The 19,695-nt window shown below is 41.7% G+C and carries 17 protein-coding genes; 11 read left to right on the top strand and 6 right to left on the bottom strand.

All coding sequences use genetic code 11. The features are described from left to right. Window positions 1-22 precede the first annotated feature (22 nt). Entirely contained in the window at window positions 23-322 is a 300-nt protein-coding gene (locus M1E86_RS16410; protein ID WP_125890454.1) for a DUF202 domain-containing protein, read from the bottom strand. A 7-nt stretch (window positions 323-329) separates the two neighbouring features. Beyond that, on the bottom strand, window positions 330-686 hold the full coding sequence (locus M1E86_RS16405) for a YidH family protein (protein ID WP_125890453.1): 357 nt from the start codon (window positions 684-686) through the stop codon (window positions 330-332). A gap of 164 nt (window positions 687-850) precedes the next feature. Here M1E86_RS16405 and M1E86_RS16400 point away from each other — a divergent pair, with 164 nt between their 5' ends. Genes M1E86_RS16400 through M1E86_RS16385 form a run of 4 tightly spaced genes read left to right on the top strand, consistent with a single transcriptional unit; the run spans window position 851 to window position 6,105 of the window. Beyond that, window positions 851-2,272, top strand: a complete 1,422-nt coding sequence (locus M1E86_RS16400) for a PTS transporter subunit EIIC (protein ID WP_125890452.1) — start codon at window positions 851-853, stop codon at window positions 2,270-2,272. A gap of 13 nt (window positions 2,273-2,285) precedes the next feature. After that, window positions 2,286-4,055 carry a sulfatase gene (locus M1E86_RS16395; protein WP_285316089.1) on the top strand — a complete coding sequence of 590 codons (1,770 nt, stop codon included), beginning with the start codon at window positions 2,286-2,288 and terminating at the stop codon, window positions 4,053-4,055. 17 nt (window positions 4,056-4,072) lie between these two features. Continuing rightward, window positions 4,073-4,828 (top strand): GntR family transcriptional regulator, encoded by a 756-nt coding sequence (locus M1E86_RS16390; RefSeq protein ID WP_213913108.1) that lies wholly within the window; start codon window positions 4,073-4,075, stop codon window positions 4,826-4,828. A 26-nt stretch (window positions 4,829-4,854) separates the two neighbouring features. After that, entirely contained in the window at window positions 4,855-6,105 is a 1,251-nt protein-coding gene (locus M1E86_RS16385; RefSeq protein WP_125890450.1) for an anaerobic sulfatase maturase, read from the top strand. A 76-nt stretch (window positions 6,106-6,181) separates the two neighbouring features. Here the strand turns inward: M1E86_RS16385 and accC are convergent, their stop codons facing one another. The 4 genes from accC to M1E86_RS16365 form a co-directional block, all read right to left on the bottom strand. After that, complete coding sequence (accC, locus tag M1E86_RS16380) at window positions 6,182-7,528, bottom strand: acetyl-CoA carboxylase biotin carboxylase subunit (protein WP_125890449.1); 1,347 nt, start codon at window positions 7,526-7,528, stop codon at window positions 6,182-6,184. 12 nt (window positions 7,529-7,540) lie between these two features. Further along, window positions 7,541-8,011, bottom strand: coding sequence for an acetyl-CoA carboxylase biotin carboxyl carrier protein (gene accB, locus M1E86_RS16375; RefSeq protein ID WP_125890448.1), 471 nt, complete (start codon window positions 8,009-8,011; stop codon window positions 7,541-7,543). Between the two features lie 18 nt (window positions 8,012-8,029). Next, window positions 8,030-8,494, bottom strand: a complete 465-nt coding sequence (gene aroQ / locus M1E86_RS16370; protein WP_125890447.1) for a type II 3-dehydroquinate dehydratase — start codon at window positions 8,492-8,494, stop codon at window positions 8,030-8,032. Window positions 8,495-8,729: 235 nt separating this feature from the next. Further along, window positions 8,730-9,710, bottom strand: a complete 981-nt coding sequence (locus tag M1E86_RS16365) for an oxidoreductase (protein ID WP_125890446.1) — start codon at window positions 9,708-9,710, stop codon at window positions 8,730-8,732. Between the two features lie 603 nt (window positions 9,711-10,313). On the opposite strand from M1E86_RS16365, the gene M1E86_RS16360 reads away from it, so the two are divergent. From M1E86_RS16360 to nit1, 7 genes are all read left to right on the top strand, one after another. After that, complete coding sequence (locus M1E86_RS16360) at window positions 10,314-11,357, top strand: rod shape-determining protein (protein ID WP_004908213.1); 1,044 nt, start codon at window positions 10,314-10,316, stop codon at window positions 11,355-11,357. Between the two features lie 86 nt (window positions 11,358-11,443). After that, a complete protein-coding gene (mreC, locus tag M1E86_RS16355; RefSeq protein WP_125890445.1) occupies window positions 11,444-12,412 on the top strand; it encodes a rod shape-determining protein MreC in 969 nt (322 codons plus the stop codon). Between the two features lie 44 nt (window positions 12,413-12,456). Then, window positions 12,457-12,945: a rod shape-determining protein MreD gene (gene mreD, locus M1E86_RS16350; protein ID WP_115167923.1), complete on the top strand. Its 489-nt coding sequence runs from the start codon at window positions 12,457-12,459 to the stop codon at window positions 12,943-12,945. A 35-nt stretch (window positions 12,946-12,980) separates the two neighbouring features. Next, on the top strand, window positions 12,981-13,568 hold the full coding sequence (locus M1E86_RS16345; RefSeq protein ID WP_125890444.1) for a Maf family protein: 588 nt from the start codon (window positions 12,981-12,983) through the stop codon (window positions 13,566-13,568). After that, window positions 13,565-15,034: a ribonuclease G gene (gene rng, locus M1E86_RS16340; protein ID WP_125890443.1), complete on the top strand. Its 1,470-nt coding sequence runs from the start codon at window positions 13,565-13,567 to the stop codon at window positions 15,032-15,034. Before M1E86_RS16345 ends, rng begins: the two co-directional genes overlap by 4 nt. Before the next feature lie 14 nt (window positions 15,035-15,048). After that, window positions 15,049-18,840 carry an AsmA2 domain-containing protein YhdP gene (yhdP, locus tag M1E86_RS16335; RefSeq protein ID WP_319862219.1) on the top strand — a complete coding sequence of 1,264 codons (3,792 nt, stop codon included), beginning with the start codon at window positions 15,049-15,051 and terminating at the stop codon, window positions 18,838-18,840. Beyond that, window positions 18,840-19,691, top strand: coding sequence for a deaminated glutathione amidase (gene nit1, locus M1E86_RS16330; RefSeq protein ID WP_125890441.1), 852 nt, complete (start codon window positions 18,840-18,842; stop codon window positions 19,689-19,691). Before yhdP ends, nit1 begins: the two co-directional genes overlap by 1 nt. Window positions 19,692-19,695 lie beyond the last annotated feature (4 nt).

Genomic DNA, 19,695 nt, shown 5'->3' with positions numbered 1-19,695 from the left:
AACTTGGCGTTAAAATTCATAATTAAGTTGATAAAATCTTAAAAATTAGCATAAGAGACATGAAAAAGAGTATTAGAGAGGTAAAAATCAGAAAGAAATAATTGTTTATTTTTAACCCTTTTTGGGGGTAATTAGGGCTCGTATGCCTTTTATAGCAAATCATTAAAAATAATAACGCTCCCGCCAAAGTCCCTATCAACATTGGCAATGAGTGATTAAGTAAACCTGAACGAAGGAACAGCAATATATTTAGAGCTAAAACGAGTAGTGTTCGGCTCCAAGCTTGTTGTGTTCTCTCTGGCTGTAATCCGGGATCTCGCATGGTGTTTTTACAGTAAAAGATGTAGAAGTGCGATAGCAGTAGCAGCTGTGACAAGTAAGGATATTAAGATCAAAAACGATGTGTACTGAAGCGGTTTATCTTGGCGCATAGCAATTTCATTTTGCTTCCAACGATACAATGCCATGATTGCAATAACCCCACTGGATGAAGCGAGTAGAAGTGTTAAGGTCAATTTGATCCATGGAAATTCAATAGACTGAAACAATTGCTCAATAGCAATTGCTCCCGCTAAAAATGCCAAAGCTGTTCGAATCCACGCTAAGAATGTTCTCTCGTTAGCAAGAGAAAATCGATAATCCGGTGTATTTCCAAGTGTTTTCCAGTTTTCTTTTTGTATAGTCATCGGCGTTTTCAACCTTTACTCATATTTCGACAAAATAAAAAGTGAGAAGAAAATCACAAAACAATAATGTAAGTGTGGGTTTTCTATTTTTGATGATATATTAATCTAAATGTTATAACAATATAACAAAGTATTTTACCTAATTATGCCCTAAGAGAGGCTCTATGGATCTCGATAAAATATCAAAAAAAATTATAGAATTATCAGGCGGTTCTGAAAATTTTATTCATGTCACAAACTGTATGACACGCGTGAGAATGACATTAAAAGATGAAGAAAAGGCTGATATTGCGAGTTTAAAAGCACTACCTGGTGTACTGGGCGTTGTGAGTGATGAAACATTACAAGTGATTGTAGGCCCTGGAAAATGTAACAATATTGCTGACGCGATTAATCAGTTACTCGCAAATCACGAAATTGAAGGCTCAGGCTTAACGGATAAACAACCAGAAAGTGATGTCCTCGCTAAAGCAGAAATCGCCAGAAATAAGGCGAAGAAAAAGACACCCGTTAAAGCGGTGCTAAGAAGTATTGCGAATATTTTTGTCCCGTTATTACCCGGTTTAATTGCCGCAGGTACATTAATGGGGATCAACAATATTATTGTTAACTCTGCACATGCAGAGGCGCTGACTCAGGGAATTCAAGCGACTGCAAATATGTCGGCAGCCCAAGTTATTTTGCAACAAAAAGGGTTGTTAGAAATTAGTACCATTATGGGGGTTATCGCTAACGGTTTATTCAGCTTATTGGCAGTGTTTACGGGGATTTTTGCCGCTAAAGAGTTTAAAGGAACCGAAATCCTTGGGGGGATTTTAGGGGCAATAACGATTGCACCTCAAGTTGCTATTTTAGGATTAACGCCGGGACAGGGCGGGTTAATCGGGGTTATTTTTGCGGTTTGGGTAAGTTGCTGGCTAGAAAAGAGATTACGTCGCTATATTCCAAGTATGATCGATGTGATTGCAACACCAACTTTAACTATCATCATTATGGCTGCATTTTTGTTATTCGGCATTATGCCTGTGGCAGGGGTTGTTTCTAATGGTATTTTAGGCTCTTTATCGGGCATTTTAGAGCATGGCGGTTTAGCGGCTGGCTTCATTCTATCGTCTTTGTTCCCGTTCTTAATTTCACTTGGTTTACACCAAGGACTCATACCTATCCATCTTGAGTTAATCCAAGCAACAGGAAGCTCACAATTATTTGCGATCCAAATAATGAGTAACTCTGGCATGGTGGGAGCTGCAATTGCTGTTTTATTGCTAACCAAAGATCCGGTGATGAAACGGGTTGCGAAAGGGGCTATTCCAACGAGTATTTTAGCGGTAGGGGAGCCAACTATCTTCGGTGTAAACATCCCAGCAGGCTTTGCATTTATTACCGGTTCAATAGGTGCAGGATTTGGGGGGATGATGATCGTCTTATTAGATGTCACGGCAAATGGTGTCGGTGCAGCAGGGTTATCGGCATTACCGCTGATTGCGGATGGAAAATATCTTCAATACATTTTTAGTTGGTTAGTGGGAGCAAGTATCGCATTTATACTGACTTATTTTGTTGGACGAATTAGAAAATACCAGTAAAAAGGAATTAATGATGAAAGCTGTAATGTTAATGTTTGATTCATTGAATAAACATATGTTGTCGGCTTATGGCTGTAAAACAACAATTACACCTAACTTTGAGCGTTTGCGTAAACGCTCACTGAAGTTTGATAACTTTTATGTTGGTAGTATGCCTTGCATGCCAGCGAGAAGAGAATTACATACAGGGAGATACAACTTTCTTCATCGTAGCTGGGGGCCTGTTGAACCTTTTGACGAGTCGATGCCTGAAATACTAAAAAAACAAGGCATTCATACCCATTTAGTGACGGATCACAAGCATTATTGGCGTGATGGCGGGGCAACTTATCACTCTCGTTTTTCAACCTACGAATTTATTCGTGGGCAAGAGGGGGATAATTGGAAAGGCGTAGTCAATAAGCCCGTTGTTCACTATGAATCTGGTGAGCCCGAAGAAAATAAACAACGCAAAATTGCCAGTCGTACACAGCACTTGATCAATCAGCAGTATATGCAAGATGAGAAAGATCATCCTTTGGTCAAAACCATAAATCATGGGATTGAGTTTATAGAGACCAATCAGAAAGATGACAATTGGTTTTTGCAGCTAGAGTGTTTCGATCCTCATGAGCCGTTTTATGTTCCTGAGAAATATTTAAAACTGTATGGGTTATCAAATACGGATTTTGACGGCTGGCCTCCATATTATATGGTGACAGAAAGTGAAGCTCAGCAAAAAGTCATCCGTGGATTTTATCAAGCACTAGTGACAATGGTCGATGCCTATGTTGGTCAAGTTTTAGATATATTTGATAAATATAACTTGTGGGAAGACACTCTGTTGATTGTGAATACAGACCATGGCTTCTTACTCGGTGAACACGATTGGTGGGGGAAAAACATTATGCCGTTGTATAATGAGATAGCCAACACACCATTCTTTATTTGCCATCCTCAAATTAATGCTGCAAATGAGTCACGCCAAATGTTGGCTCAAACCATAGATATACCAGCGACATTACTTGATTACTTTAATGCGCCAATCCCTAAAAATATGCAGGGTAAGAGCTTATTAGCCGGGTTAGCCACAGATGAGCCTATCCGTGAGTATGCCTTATTTGGTTATCATGGTTGCCAAATTAACATTACGGATGGTGAGTATGTCTATATGCGCTCTCCAGTGGTACAGGGAACCCAAGGGTTGTATGACTACACATTAATGCCAACTCGTATTAATCGTCGTTTCACGCCTAAAGAGTTGCAAGGTACTCAATTGCATGACGGGTTTGATTTTACTCAAGGCTGCGCGGTTTTAAAAATACCGGCTACTAGTGTGATGACTACGGATTCAGATAGATTTGGTCATCGTTTATACAATGTAAAACAAGATCCATCACAAACATCACCGGTTGTCGATATGGCAACGGAATTACGGATGCTAGAAAATCTGCGTTTAATGATGATTGAAAGTGATGCACCTGCTGAACTGTATGCACGTTATGGCTTATCTAAAGATCAATCCGTTACTATTGAACAAATAGAAAATGAGCATCAGCAGGCGGGAGCGGCAAAAACGCAATTTGGCCAATACTCGCTTTCTCTGGATGTTAAATATGGGGCGATGTCATTATTACAATATATTGAAACACGTCAATTAGATGAGATAAAAACACGTTTTATCAATCAATTATCTCATGGAATGACGCCAGAACAGCTGATGACTTTCATTATTGATAATTTCCCTGTTGAAAACCATAATGAGCTTATGTACCGGGTGGCTCTGGAAATGAGATTAAAATAAACAAGAGCCATTACCCGGTGAAGGAAGTACAACCGGGTAATGGTGATTATGGTTATATGAAAAAACAATTAGATTACAGCACGCATTCAAAACCGCTATATGCGCAAGTTTATGACATATTAGTGGAGAAGCTCAACAAAGGTGAATATCGGAAAAATGACACATTTCCGACCGAGGCTGAGTTTCAGGAAATGTTTGGTATTAGCCGTATTACAGCAAGACGTGCGTTATCAGAATTAGAGAAAGAAGGGTACGTGAAACGTTCTCGTGGTGTGGGTACGTTAGTTATTCGTAATTCTAAAAAAGCCTATGCGACCATTCATACTCAAGTATTAGGGGCGTCAACAGAACGCGTAAAAAGGAAAATCATTTCAATTACAAAAATGGTTCCTAGAGATGAAATTTGTGAGATCATGAAACTGCCAAAAGGCACTATGTTGACTCGTGTAGAGCGTGTGATTACGAAGGGGAAGTTACCCATTCAATATAACTGCTTCTACTTTCCACCTTGCATTGAAAGTGTCAGTGAAAACGATTTAGAAGATTCTATTTATCTATTTTTAGAGACTCAAGGGCTAAACTCTAACCGTTATACAGAGAAATTGTCTGCTGTTATTCCCTCCCCACAAGAAATGGCATTATTGAATATTGATGAGAAAATACCGGTGTTATCTCGCCGCCGTGTGGACTATAACAAAAATAATGAGGCTATTTTGTATATGGAAGGGAGCTATTTGAGTGATTATTACGAATATAAAGTGAATGGTAGTTAGTTTAAGCCATCACAAAAGAGGTTTTTATGAAAAAAGCATTTCACATTATGGCAAAGCCAACAAGTTACCAGTGCAATTTAAAGTGTGATTATTGCTTTTATTTAGAAAAAGAACATCAAACAGGGTTCAGTGATAAAAAACTCAAGTGTATGGATGACAATACATTGAGAGAGTATATTCGTCAGTATATTGAATTATCACCTAGCCATGAGATTGATTTTACTTGGCAAGGCGGCGAGCCGCTAATGGCTGGCTTAGATTTTTTCAAAAAAGTTATCCAGTATCAACAACGCTATGGGAAAGGGAAGCAAATCTACAATAGCATCCAAACAAACGGCGTCTTGTTAAACTCTGACTGGGCTAATTTTCTAAAAACACATAATTTCTTAGTCGGAATATCTCTTGATGGCCCTCAATGGCTTCATGATATTTACCGCAAATCTAACTCAGGTAACTCCGTCTTTGATAAAGTCATCAATGCAGTTAATTTACTTAAAGAATATCAAATAGATTTTAATATTTTGACAGTGATTAATAATGAAACGGCAAAATATCCTGAAGAAATTTACCGTTTTATTACTGAAGAACTGCAAGCGCGTTATTTACAATTTATCCCTGTGGTTGAATATGAGATAACAAATAATGAATTTCAACATTTGAGCTATCCGCAAGAACAGGGCGAAAAGCACTTAACATCATGGTCAATTACAGGAAAGCAATACGGCAATTTTATCAATAAAGTCTTTGACCTTTGGGTAAGAAAAGATGTTGGCAATGTGTTTATCCAGCTATTTGATAACTCACTTGCTGCATGGTCTGGGGACATGCCAAGTTTTTGCGTGATGCAACCTTCTTGTGGATACGGGCTGGTGGCAGAGCAAAATGGGGATATTTATAGTTGTGACCACTTTGTTTACCCTGAATTTAAGTTGGGTAACCTATTAACTAAGCCTCTGAATAAACTGGTTTCTAGCAAACAGCAACAACGTTTTGGTCAGCAAAAACTCAACCTATCCTCTTTGTGCCAACAGTGTGAATTTAAGTTTGCTTGTCATGGGGGATGTCCTAAACATAGGACAACAAAAGTTGAAAATAAATGGCACAATCATTTGTGTGAAGGCTATAAAGCCATTTTTAGCCATATTGACCCCTATATGCAATATATGGCGAATGAGCTACGCTTACATCGTCCTCCAGCCTCTGTGATGGATAATCTACATTTATTCCAGCGCGCCGCACCTATCGAAAATACGATCCCAATTCAGCATATTCGTTGATTTTCACTCAAAAAAATACCGCAAAGCTCAGCTATGCGGTATTTATTGACGATGGGTAAAACAAGTTATCGCTGACTTATTCAGCAATACCCAGTTTTTTCTCTAAATAGTGGATGTTAGTACCACCTTTTTGGAAATTTTCATCGTTCATAATCATTTGGTGCAATTCAAGATTGGTTTTAATACCATCAACGATTAATTCGTTTAACGCATTTTTCATACGAGAAATAGCGATTTCACGAGTTTCACCATAAGTAATTAATTTGCCAATCATTGAGTCATAGTACGGAGGTACTGTGTAACCTGCGTAAATATGAGATTCCCAACGCACACCAAAACCACCTGGTGAGTGGAAGCGGGTAATTTTCCCAGGGCTTGGGATGAAAGTATTCGGGTCTTCAGCATTGATACGGCACTCAACAGCATGACCATGTACCACGATATCTTCTTGTTTCACTGATAATGGTAGCCCAGATGCAACACGCAGCTGTTCTTTAATCAAGTCGACACCCGTGATCATCTCAGTGACTGGGTGTTCAACTTGAATACGGGTATTCATTTCAATGAAGTAGAACTCACCGTTTTCGAATAAAAATTCGAAGGTACCTGCGCCGCGATAACCGATTTCAATACATGCATTAGCACAGCGTTCACCGATATTACGGCGAATTTCTGGCGTAATGCCTGGCGCTGGTGCTTCTTCAACCACTTTTTGGTGGCGACGCTGCATTGAACAGTCACGCTCAGCTAAGTAAACTGCGTGACCTTGGCCATCAGCCATGACTTGAATTTCAATATGACGTGGGTTTTCAAGGAATTTTTCCATGTAAACCATATCATTATTAAAAGCGGATTTCGCTTCAGCGCGCGTTAGGTTGATAGAAGATTCTAAATCTTTTTCATTACGCACTACACGCATACCACGACCACCACCACCACCAGATGCTTTGATGATGACAGGGAAACCGATACGTTTCGCGATGGCTTTATTTTTTTCAGTGTCGTTCCCTAATGGGCCATCAGAACCCGGAACACAAGGTACACCGGCTTTTTTCATCGCGTTAATCGCAGAAACTTTATCACCCATTAGGCGGATGGTTTCAGCTTTTGGACCGATAAAAACAAAACCAGAGTTTTCAACTTGTTCTGCAAAATCTGCGTTTTCAGCCAAGAAACCATATCCTGGGTGAATCGCTTGTGCACCTGAAATTTCCGCTGCGGAGATAATCGCAGGGATATTTAAGTAACTTTTTGCTGATGCTGCTGGGCCGATACAAATTGTTTCATCAGCCAGTAACACGTGTTTTAGATCGCTATCTGCCGTAGAGTGAACCGCTACTGTTTTGATGCCAAGTTCTTTACAGGCACGCAAAATACGTAATGCGATTTCTCCACGGTTAGCAATAACAATTTTTTCCAGCATGGAAACGCCTCGTTATTCGATGACAACTAATGGCTCGTCAAATTCTACTGCATCACCGTTTTGCAACAGAATGGCTTTAACAACGCCTGCTTTATCTGCTTCGATTTGGTTCATCATTTTCATCGCTTCAACGATGCAAAGAGGATCACCTACGCTGACCGTTTGACCAACTTCAACGAACGGCTTAGCTTCTGGGCTTGGCGCGCGGTAGAAAGTACCGACCATTGGTGAGCGAACCTGGTGACCTGCAACTGCAGCTGGTGCAGCTGGCGCTACCATTGCTTCAGATGGTGCAACCGCATTAGCCAGAGCTGGTTGTTGTGCAACCGGTGCTGAGTAATATTGTTGTGGTGCAGCCATAACCTGAGAAGCAGGTGAAACGCGGCTGATACGTACTGACTCTTCACCTTCAGAAATTTCCAGTTCAGAAATGCCAGACTCTTCGACCAGCTCGATCAGCTTTTTAATTTTACGAATATCCATGGATATGATTCCGTACTCTTATATTTGGATTGAATTAATTAGGCGCAGGTGGTTAACCGCTGCCTGTAAAGCAAAACTATAACCACCAGCACCTAGACCACAAATTACACCGATAGCTTTATCGGAGAAATAAGAATGTTGGCGAAATGGCTCCCTAGCGTGCACATTAGACAGGTGGATCTCGATAAACGGGATACTCACCGCGAGTAATGCATCACGTAGTGCAACACTGGTATGTGTGAATGCAGCCGGATTGATGAGAATAAAATCAGCATCATGACGTGCAGCATGAATTTTATCGATGAGTTCAAATTCTGCGTTTGACTGAAAATGACTCAATTTTACGCCTAGTTGACTCGCCTCTGCCTCAAGGTTGGATACGATATCAGCAAGAGTTTGGTTGCCGTATTTATCGGGTTCCCGTGTACCTAGCAGGTTTAGGTTTGGCCCATTCAAGAGTAAAATGTGAATATCTTCTGTCATTATGCTGCTAACTCCGACGATATTATCAATAGCCCGACAACATAACGCGATGCTAAGCGTTTGTCATCTTTTATCATAAAAATAAATGGATTTTCTACTGACAAGGTTCGCCATTATAATTATTTCGTGACATATAGCAGCAAAATACTGGTCTTATCAGAGAAATTACCCGAAATTATTTTAGGAATTGTGCGGTAATCCCTATTTTTGGCAAGGTACCGCAACATATTCATTGTTAAGCGCGCAGGTTGACTAGCGTACGCCCAGTGACTTCATTTTTTAAGATTTTTTTTGCATATTCGATAGAATCTTCTAACGTGATTTCATTGCTGACTTGCTCATAGAAAGACGATGGGAGAAGTTCCGCGAGCCGTTGCCATACTTTAGGACGGTTTGCAGCAGGGTAGTAAACCGAATCGACACCTTGTAACCGGACATTACGTAAAATAAATGGCATGACACTGGTCGGTAAATCGAAGCCACCAGCTAAGCCGCAAGCAGCAACCGCACCATTATAATGTGTTTGTGCAAGAAGATTGGCGAGTAGCTCACCGCCTACCGTATCAATTGCACCCGCCCACAGCTGTTTGTCTAGTGGTTTCGCGGGATGAGTGAAATCACTGCGAGGTAACACTCTCTTGGCACCTAAACTTTGTAGGTAACTGCTGTTTTCTGCTCGACCTGAAATCGCGACAACGTCATAACCTAATAACGTAAGTAATTGTACCGCGGTGCTGCCAACACCACCACTTGCTCCACTCACAATGATTTCACCTTTATCTGGTGTCACCCCCGCGTCTTCTAGAGCATTTACACAGAGCATAGCGGTAAAGCCAGCTGTGCCAATTATCATCGCTTGTTTTAACGTTAAATTTTCTGGAAGAGGCGTTAAGTATTTGGCTGGGACTCTAGCTTGAGAGGCTAAGCCTCCCCAATGCGTTTCACCAACTCCCCATCCAGTCAATAGGACATGTTGGCCGATTTGAAAACGCGGGTCTTCACTGTGGTGGATCACACCTGAAAAATCGATACCAGGTACCATCGGATATTGGCGAACAACACCTGCTTTTCCACAAATGGCTAATCCATCTTTATAATTGAGTGTGGACCAATGAATATCGACTATAATATCTCCGGCTGGAAGCATTTCTGTAGTTAATGGTTGAATGCTAGAGACGATTTTTTCGTCAGTTTGTTGTAGGACGAGAGCTTTCATCTTTCACTCCTATATAATGATTAAATATGTATTTTGAAAATTACTAAAATTTGAGTGCATTTCATTGACGTAGTAACAGTATTTAAGCTATTAATATTGTAATTAATTTGTAAAAATTTATTTTTTTCTGGCATAAATAGGCTTTTATCATGCAAAATATCGCATCCTGACGGATTCATTTTGTATATCGACATAAATTTGCCGCGTTTCTGGTAGATAATAGAGCGAACACTCAGCGAATTCACCCAATTTGTATTGGAAATAGCCAGTGTGTAGCAATAATAAAAAGAACTAAATAATATTTGAACTTGTTGCCCCAATAGCTTGTCACACTGGGAAGAAAAAGATGGAGTATATAACAACCAAAGAGTAGAAATTTTTTTGTATCATTTTATCCTGTCGGTAAAAATACAATTAATCTCTATTTTTGGGGTTTTTATCTGCTTCGTTTATATAAGAAGCATGTACAGTACGGTACGTGAAAAGTAGATGAATTAACCATATTTGTAGAAGCCGCTCATTAACGCCTTGAGGCCGCTTCAAGTGGTTGGTAGAGTAGACGGGTTTAAATTCGTCCCCAGCTTGCAGGATAACTCTTTCGTTATGTTTAAAAAATTTCGTGGCATGTTTTCTAATGACCTGTCTATTGACTTGGGTACGGCCAATACCCTTATTTATGTCAAAGGACAAGGCGTAAAATTAAATGAACCCTCTGTAGTTGCTATTCGTCAAGACCGCTCTGGATCGCCAAAAAGCGTTGCTGCTGTCGGTGGTGAAGCGAAGCAGATGCTGGGACGTACACCTGGTAATATTTCGGCAATTAGGCCAATGAAAGACGGTGTTATCGCTGACTTCTTCTTGACTGAAAAAATGTTACAGCACTTCATCAAACAAGTTCACAGTAACAGTTTTTTACGCCCAAGCCCGCGAGTGCTTGTTTGTGTCCCTGTTGGTGCAACACAAGTTGAGCGTAAAGCCATTCGCGAGTCCGCATTAAGTGCGGGCGCGCGTGAAGTCTTCTTAATTGAAGAACCGATGGCAGCGGCGATTGGCGCTGGGCTACCTGTATCAGAAGCAACGGGCTCAATGGTTGTTGATATCGGTGGTGGTACAACAGAAGTTGCTGTTATTTCTCTAAATGGCGTTGTTTACTCTTCATCTGTGCGTATTGGTGGTGACCGTTTCGATGAGTCTATCATTAACTATGTACGCCGTAATTATGGCTCACTCATCGGTGAAGCGACAGCCGAACGCATTAAACATGGGATTGGCTCTGCATTCCCAACAGATGAAGTCTACGAGATCGAAGTTCGCGGTCGCAACCTTGCAGAAGGTGTGCCTCGCGGATTTAAGATGAACTCCAATGAAATTTTAGAAGCATTGCAAGAACCGCTTACAGGAATTGTCAGCGCAGTCATGCTAGCACTTGAACAGTGCCCTCCTGAATTGGCTTCAGATATCTCAGAACGCGGTATGGTCTTAACCGGTGGTGGCGCGCTTCTTCGTAATTTAGATCGCCTATTGATGGAAGAAACGGGTATCCCTGTTATCGTTGCTGAAGATCCGCTAACGTGTGTCGCTCGTGGTGGCGGTAAAGCGTTAGAAATGATTGATATGCACGGTGGTGACCTGTTTAGCGAAGACTAAATGGCCTTTTAGAAACAGTTGGGGACAGTTCTCCAACTGTTTTGACTATTTTTTGTTCCTCTGACATTAGCGAAACTTAGCCACACATGAAGCCAATTTTTAGGCGAGGTCCATCCCTACAGTTACGCATTTTTTTTGCGGTAATCATTGCACTTGTACTGGTGGTGATTGACCATCGTTTCGAGCCTTTCAATAAAGTCCGTAACTATTTAGACACGGCGGTTAGCCCATTCTATTTTTTAGCGAATGGCCCACGGCAATTTCTCGATAATATCTCTGAAAGTTTCTCTTCAAGAAACCAACTGCAATTTGAAAACAAAGCATTACGCCAAGAATTGTTACTGAAAAAAGCGGACAACTTACTTTTAGAGCAACTTAAGCAGGAAAATGCACGCTTAAGGGAGTTGCTTGGCTCGCCACTTCGCCAAGATGAACACATGATGGTCACGCAAGTGATTTCGGGGGCGAATACACCTTATCGTGACCAAGTTGTTATAGACAAGGGCAGTAACGAAGGTGTGTATGAAGGGCAGCCCGTTATTAGTGATAAAGGCGTTGTTGGCCAAGTGGTCGGGGTGAGTAACTTTAATAGCCGTGTCTTGTTAATTTGTGATACTGCTCATGCCTTGCCTGTACAGGTATTACGTAATGATGTTCGTGTTATTGCTGCGGGTTCTGGCTGTTCTGATGATATTCAATTAGAACCGTTACCTGAAAATACCGATATTCGTGTTGGTGATGTCCTTGTCACATCAGGACTAGGGGGGCGTTTCCCTGAAGGGTATCCAGTCGGGGTGGTATCAGCCGTAAAACATGACACACAACGCGCTTATACTATCATTAGCGCGAAGCCGAGTGCGGAATTACAACGTTTGCGTTATCTTCTGTTATTATGGGGAAATGATAACGACCCTAAAACGCCACTACAGCCTTCGGAAGTTTATCGTGCAGCAAATGAACGCTTGATGAAAGTGTTGCCGCAAGTATTACCTAACCCGAATGAAATTCAGGGGCCTCCATTGCCACCATCAATGGCTCCGACGTCACAACCATAAGTAGAGGAAACACAGTATGGTTATGGGCAAGGGAGTAAATTAGCATGGATGAGTATCGTGGAAATGGCCGAGCCATCATTTGGTTATCATTTTTTATTGCGTTGATTTTACAAGTCATGCCTTGGCCGGAGCAACTCAGCTTTTACCGGCCATCATGGCTTCTGTTGATCCTCACTTATTGGGTGATGGCATTACCACACCGAGTGAGTGTTGGCACAAGCTTTATCTTAGGGATTATTGTTGATTCCATTCAGGGCTCCGCGCTAGGAGTGCATGCTCTCTCTTTTAGTATTATTTGCTATCTCGTCTCTTATAAACACCAGCTGTTGCGCAATATGGCGTTGTGGCAGCAAGCGTTGGTGATTATGTTACTCACTATCATTCAAGATCTTGCTGTTTTTTGGGCTGAATTTCTATCATCACAAGTATTATTCCACCCGCAAGTATTTTGGAATAGCGTAGTGAATGGTATTCTATGGCCATGGCTATTTTTGCTTTTACGTAAAATTCGTCGGCAATTTTCAGTATGTTAGAGTGCTAGTTGTCGGTCTGACTGGGAATTCAGTTTATGTGTTTAATTTATCTTGCGTCCGGCTCACCCCGTCGACGTGAACTTGTTCAGCAACTTAATTATACCTTTGAAATTTTACGTCCTGAGGTAGAAGAACAGTGGCAGGAGGGGGAGACGCCTCAAGACTATGTTCAGCGTCTTGCAAGAGATAAATCTTTAGCTGGTGTTGCGATAGCACCCAATAATCAGCCTGTTTTGGGCGCTGATACTATCGTTGTTCTTGCAGACAAAATATTGGAAAAGCCGCAAGATAGCCAGCACGCAGAAGCGATGCTAAGTGCATTATCGGGAAGAACCCATCAAGTCATGACGGCGATTGCCTTATCCAACCGTCAACAGACGATACAGTCACTAATTGTGACAGATGTGACATTCCGCGAGTTATCTTTGCTCGAAATACAGGATTATATACAGTCAGGTGAGCCAATGGATAAGGCAGGCGCTTATGGAATACAAGGAATTGGTGGGCGTTTTATACGTAAGATTAATGGCAGCTATCATGGGGTTGTTGGTTTACCACTGGTTGAAACAGACGAGCTAATTCAGCGATTTTTAGCGTTAAGTGATGGTAAGGGGAAGTCATGACAGCGGAACTATTAGTGAACATTACACCATCTGAAACGCGTGTTGCTTATATTGATGGTGGGATATTACAAGAAATTCATGTTGAACGAGAAGCAAAAAGAGGGTTAGTAGGGAATATTTACAAAGGCCGTGTGAGCCGTGTCTTACCGGGAATGCAGGCGGCCTTTGTTGATATTGGTCTAGATAAAGCGGCTTTTTTGCATGCTTCTGACATTATGCCTCATACGGAATGTATTGCAGGAGATGAGCAGAAAAACTTTCATGTCAGGGATATTGCAGAACTGGTTAAACAAGGACAAGATTTAATCGTCCAAGTTGTTAAGGACCCTCTTGGTACTAAAGGCGCTCGCCTGACTACGGACATTACTCTTCCTTCTCGCTATTTGGTCTTTATGCCAGGGGCTTCCCATGTTGGCGTCTCACAACGTATCGAAAGTGAAGATGAAAGAGAACGCTTAAAAGCCTGTGTTTCACAGTATTGTGATGAAAATGGCGGTTTTATTATCCGTACGGCAGCAGAAGGGGTCGGGGAAGAGGAAGTTAAACAGGATGCTGCTTTCTTAAAGCGCCTGTGGGCGAAAGTGATTGAACGAAAAAAGCGTAATGTGACTCGCACAAAAATTTATGGTGAATTAGCGCTTGCCTTCCGCATTATCCGTGATTTTGCTGGCGCTCACCTTGACCGCATTCGTGTTGACTCTCGTTTGACCTATACTCAATTACAAGAGTTTATCGAAGAGTATGTGCCAGAAATGACCGCTAAGCTCGAGCTCTATCAGGGAAACCAGCCGATATTTGATTTGTTTGACGTTGAAAACGAAATTCAGCGAGCAATGGATCGAAAAGTGGAGTTGAAATCAGGTGGTTACTTAATTATCGATCAAACTGAAGCCATGACAACTATTGATATCAATACAGGGGCATTTGTTGGGCATCGTAACCTTGAAGAAACCATCTTTAATACCAATATCGAAGCCACTCAAGCGATAGCAAGGCAGCTGCGTTTGCGCAACTTAGGCGGTATTATTATTATTGATTTTATTGACATGGCTGACTCAGAACATCGTCGTCGTGTGCTAGCATCATTAGAGCAGGCATTGAGTAAAGATAAAGTCAAAACAACCATTAATGGTTTTTCGCAGCTAGGCTTAGTCGAAATGACGCGCAAGCGCACAAGAGAAAGCTTAGAACATGTGTTATGCGATGACTGCCCAACTTGCCAAGGACGTGGAACTGTTAAATCAGTCGAAACAGTATGTTATGAAATCTTACGTGAAATAGTTCGTGTGCACCGCACGATAGATGCCGATAGGTTCCTCGTTTATGCCTCTCAAGCTGTGGTGGATGTCCTTAAAGGGGATGAGTCACACGCTCTTGCAGAAGTTGAAATTTTTGTTGGGAAGCAAGTTAAAGTTCAGACTGAGCCACTTTACAGTCAGGAACGTTTTGATGTCGTGATGATGTAATAAAGGAGATATGAGTGAGACGACTGCCACGTGTAGCACTGGTGACGACTGCGGTTATATTATTGCTGTGCGCATTAGTGTTGTCTGGGCTGCGTTTTCTTCTGCCAAATATCGATAATTATCGGCAAGATCTGATTGATTACGTTGAAAGAAAGACCGATGTATCCGTACAAATTGGTAAAATCAAAGGGGCTTGGCAATCTTTTGGCCCCGTACTGACGTTATCTGATGTAGTTTTACAGAATCAAACCACCGATATCACAGCGAATACTATTAGGGTTGAATTAGATATCTGGAGCTCGTTGTTTTCTCTACGCTGGCGTTTTCGTGATTTAACCTTTTATCAATTAAATGTGGATTATAAAATCCCTTTTAGTTTTGGAGACTCAACAAAAGGCGAGTCTTTAGATGGCATTGAAGATCTATTTTTACGGCAATTTGACCATTTTGTATTAAAAGAAAGCCGATTAACCTTTCTCACACCTTCTGAACAAAAAACGACGCTGATTTTGCCCGAACTCTCGTGGCTTAATGATAATGAACGGCATCGTGCTCAAGGCTTTGTTAGCCTCGAAACCATTAATAAACAGCATGGTTATCTGCAAGTAAAGCTTGATGTGTCAGATAAAAATGGCGTGTTAAGCGACGGTATTTTTTATCTGCAAGCGGATAATATTGATATGCAGCCATGGCTTAGCCGCTGGTTACGGGATAACACGTCATTACGGGATGCCAACTTTAGCCTGTCTTCTTGGGTAACCCTGAGAAATCACCGCATTGATAGCGGCCTTATTCAATTGCGGCAGGGGGAAGCTAACTGGGGAGAGGGCAAATTAGCACAAAACTTACAAGTTAATGATTTGCTTTTGCGAATGAAAAGGCAGGGGAGTGGGTGGTTATTTAATATTCCCGAGCTTGATACCTTAAAAACCAATGAATTTATTTGGCCACAAGGGAGCGTCTCGGTCTTGTATTTGCCTGCTAGCAAAAAATATCAGGATAATGACCATTGGCGCATCCGTGCAAAAGATATTGAACTTGAACGTTTAAGTGAAGTGTTACCCACATTTTCCTTTTTAACCCCTGAAATGGTACAGGATTGGCAACATCGCCAACCAACGGGGCTGGTGAGTGAATTTGCACTTGATATCACGCCAAATCTGCCTGAAAACGTACAATTCAACATGGACTGGCAAAATGTTAGCTGGAAAAAATGGAAAGAATTACCTTCGGTTAACCATTTTTCGGGGGCTTTAATTGGCGGAATGCAAAGTGGTGGTGCAACGGTCCGCTTACAAGATAGTGAAGTGGACTATCGTGATGAATTTAAAGCCCCTTTTTCGATAAAGACGGCAACGGGCCAATTCCATTGGGTCAATAATGACAGTGAATTTAAATTGTGGAGCCCATCATTAGAGGTACAAGCAACGTCATTATGGGCCAATGGTGAGTTTCGTTACGCAAAAGCGAAAAAAGGAAATTATGCCGATCTCGCTATTCTTGCCGGAATTCGTTTAGATGATGCGGGAGATGCATGGCGTTATTTTCCCCAAAAGTTAATGGGCCAAGATGTGGCGGATTACCTGACGAAAGCGATTATCGCCGGTAGTGTAGATAACGCCACTTTAGTCTATAAAGGCGACCCCGCTCATTTTCCTTATGATAACAATGATGGGCAATTCCAAGTTTACGTTCCTCTGCGTGATGCCACATTTGAATATGACAGTGAATGGCCTGCGTTGTTGAACTTGGATATGGATTTAGACTTCAGGCGTGCAGGGCTATATATGCATGCACCCGCCGTGAAATTGGCCGATGCCACCGCAACTAACCTTGATGCCGATATTCCTGATTACACGAAAGAAATGCTGTATATCAATGCGGATATCCATGGAACAGGAAAACAAATCCAACAATATTTTGTGCATACCCCGATGAAACACTCAATTGGCGATACACTTGAAGAGTTACAAATTGGGGGAGCCGTTAATGGGCAGTTGGGATTGTCTATTCCACTGGTAGCGGGTAAGGACGTTGTTGCTAAAGGGAAGGTCAATCTCAATCAAAATGATTTATACATTCAGCCGATTGATAGCACTATTTCTGCGTTAACGGGCAGTTTTGAGTTTAACAATGGCGATCTACGAGGGGAAAACCTGCGGGGTCATTGGTTCGAACAGCCGATTACTGTCGATTTCACCACCACAGACCAAGCAAAAAATTATTTAGTGGATGTGAATATTAACGGAAACTGGGCCGTGAATAAATTGGCCATGTTGCCTACTGAGATTAAGCAAAAAGTGTCAGGAACCACTGACTGGAAAAGCCAAGTTGCTATCACGATTCCAAATACGGCAAAAGAGCCAGTAGGCTTACAAATAGGCATCACCGCAGGGTTAAAACAACTGAAAAGTCAGTTACCCGCTATTGATAACACTCTATTAGCGGAACTTGGGCAAATTAACGTTCAGGCGAAAGGGACGACAGAGCAGTTGGAAGTTGGTGGTGATATTGGCAAGCGCATTGGTTTTAATTCGCAGTGGGGGCTGAGTGATAAGCCTTTAAGCTTATTAAAAGCCCATATTGCCCAATGGCGTAATGGCATTCCTGAATTACCTAAAGGCTCGTCTTTTGTCGTTGATTTACCTGCTATTACCGACATGAACTGGGAGAAATTAGCTGGGTTGCTAGTGTCTTCCCATAGCCGTGAAGGCGGTATGAATATTCGCTTACCTGACATGCTTGAGGTCAATATTCCATCTATTTATCTCGCTGGGCAGCAATGGAATGCAGTCAATTTTTCCTATGACTTACAACAGGCTGAGCAATTAGTCAGTATCAATAGTGAAAACCTAAAAGGTTCGTTACAAATATTTGCTTCACAGCCTTGGCAGGTCGCTATTGATTATTTGTATTACAATCCCAGCGCTTCCACGAGCGCCGAAATTAATAACCTCGCCACAAGCCAATTTGATTTTAGCCAATGGCCGCAATTACAGTTGCACTGTAAAGAGTGCTGGGTTGCTGGGCAGAAATTGGGTGAGATTAGCGCGAATATCAAACCTAAAGGGACATTATTGCAATTGACTGATGGCACGTTAGATAACAGTGTTACGAAATTAAAGTTAGATGCGATTTGGGACAGTGAAAAAGGCAATAAAACTCAAGTTGCAGGCTCATTAACCGGTGATGCTTTCGACGAAACAGCAGCCTATTTTGGTATATTAGTTCCGATTATCCAATCACCTTATACTATTGAATTTGATTTAAATTGGGCTAACTTGCCTTGGTCACCCGATATTGCCTCTTTAAATGGTAAAATGTCTGCAAAATTGGGTAAAGGTGCGATTGCTCAAATGGGCGGTGGCCGCGCAGGGCAAATATTGCGCCTAGTCAGCTTTGATGCCTTGTTACGTAAGCTACGATTTGATTTTAGCGACACGTTTAGTAATGACTTCGATTTTGACTCGATTAAAGGTGATGCGACGATTAAAAATGGTGTGTTGGTTTCGAAAAATACCTATGTTGATGGCTTAGTTGCAGACATCTCATTTGATGGTCAAATTGACCTTGTTAAACGCCAAATTAACGTCGAAGCCGTTATCACACCAGAAATATCTGCTACAGTAGGAGTAGCAACCGCGTTTGTGGTAAATCCATTTGCTGGGGCTGCCGTATTTGCAGCAACAAAAGTGCTCGGTCCATTATGGAGTAAAGTTTCCGTTATTCGTTACCGAGTAACAGGTAGTTTGGACGAGCCGAAAATTGATGAAGTATTACGTCAACTTAAGGAGACTCAAGAGTAATGAAAAATGGCAACGTTGCACTTTTGCAGTTATGTAGCGGAAATAATACTAAACACAATTTGGCGCAAATCGAACAGCAGATCAAACAGTTACCCGAAACCGTTGAGTTAGTACTGACACCTGAAAACGCATTGTTATTCGCGGATGCTGCAACGTATCGCAAACAAGCAGAAGAGCAAGGAAAAGGCCCTTTGCAAAATGCGATTAGCGCAATGGCTAAACGTTATCATGTTTGGATTTTAATTGGTTCAATGCCAATGGTTAGCCGTGAAGATCCTGAGCGTATTACAAGTAGTAGCTTATTGTTTGATTCTGAAGGAAATATTAAAGCGCGCTACGACAAAATTCACATGTTTGATGTCAATATCGAAGACGAGCAAGGCACTTATAACGAGTCTGTAATTTATCAACGCGGTGAACATATTACCGTCGTTGATACACCCGTTGGTCGCCTTGGCATGACAATTTGCTATGATTTACGTTTTCCAGGTTTATTCCAAGCATTACGCGAGCAAGGCGCAGAAATTATCTCTGTACCTGCTGCATTTACCCGTTACACCGGCCAAGCGCATTGGGAACCGTTATTACGTGCTCGTGCGATAGAAAACCAATGCTATATTTTAGCGCCTGCTCAAGTTGGTGTGCATGGTACGCGTCGCACGTGGGGGCATAGCCTTGCCGTTGACGGTTGGGGTAAAGTGATGAAAAAGAACGTGGATGCAGTTGCTTCTACGGTACTGAATATTAAAACAGACAGCTTAAGTGTCATGCGTGAGCAAATCAAAGTGGTCAAACACAACCGCTTTAGACCGCAATTGACATCATTGATTAAAAAAGAAACCAAAGAGTAACGAA

Source organism: Providencia sp. PROV200, assembly GCF_049901995.1.
Taxonomy (GTDB): Bacteria; Pseudomonadota; Gammaproteobacteria; order Enterobacterales; family Enterobacteriaceae; genus Providencia; species Providencia rettgeri_E.
The sequence above is the reverse complement of the archived record's forward strand: the minus strand, read 5'-3'. Positions and strand labels throughout refer to the sequence as shown.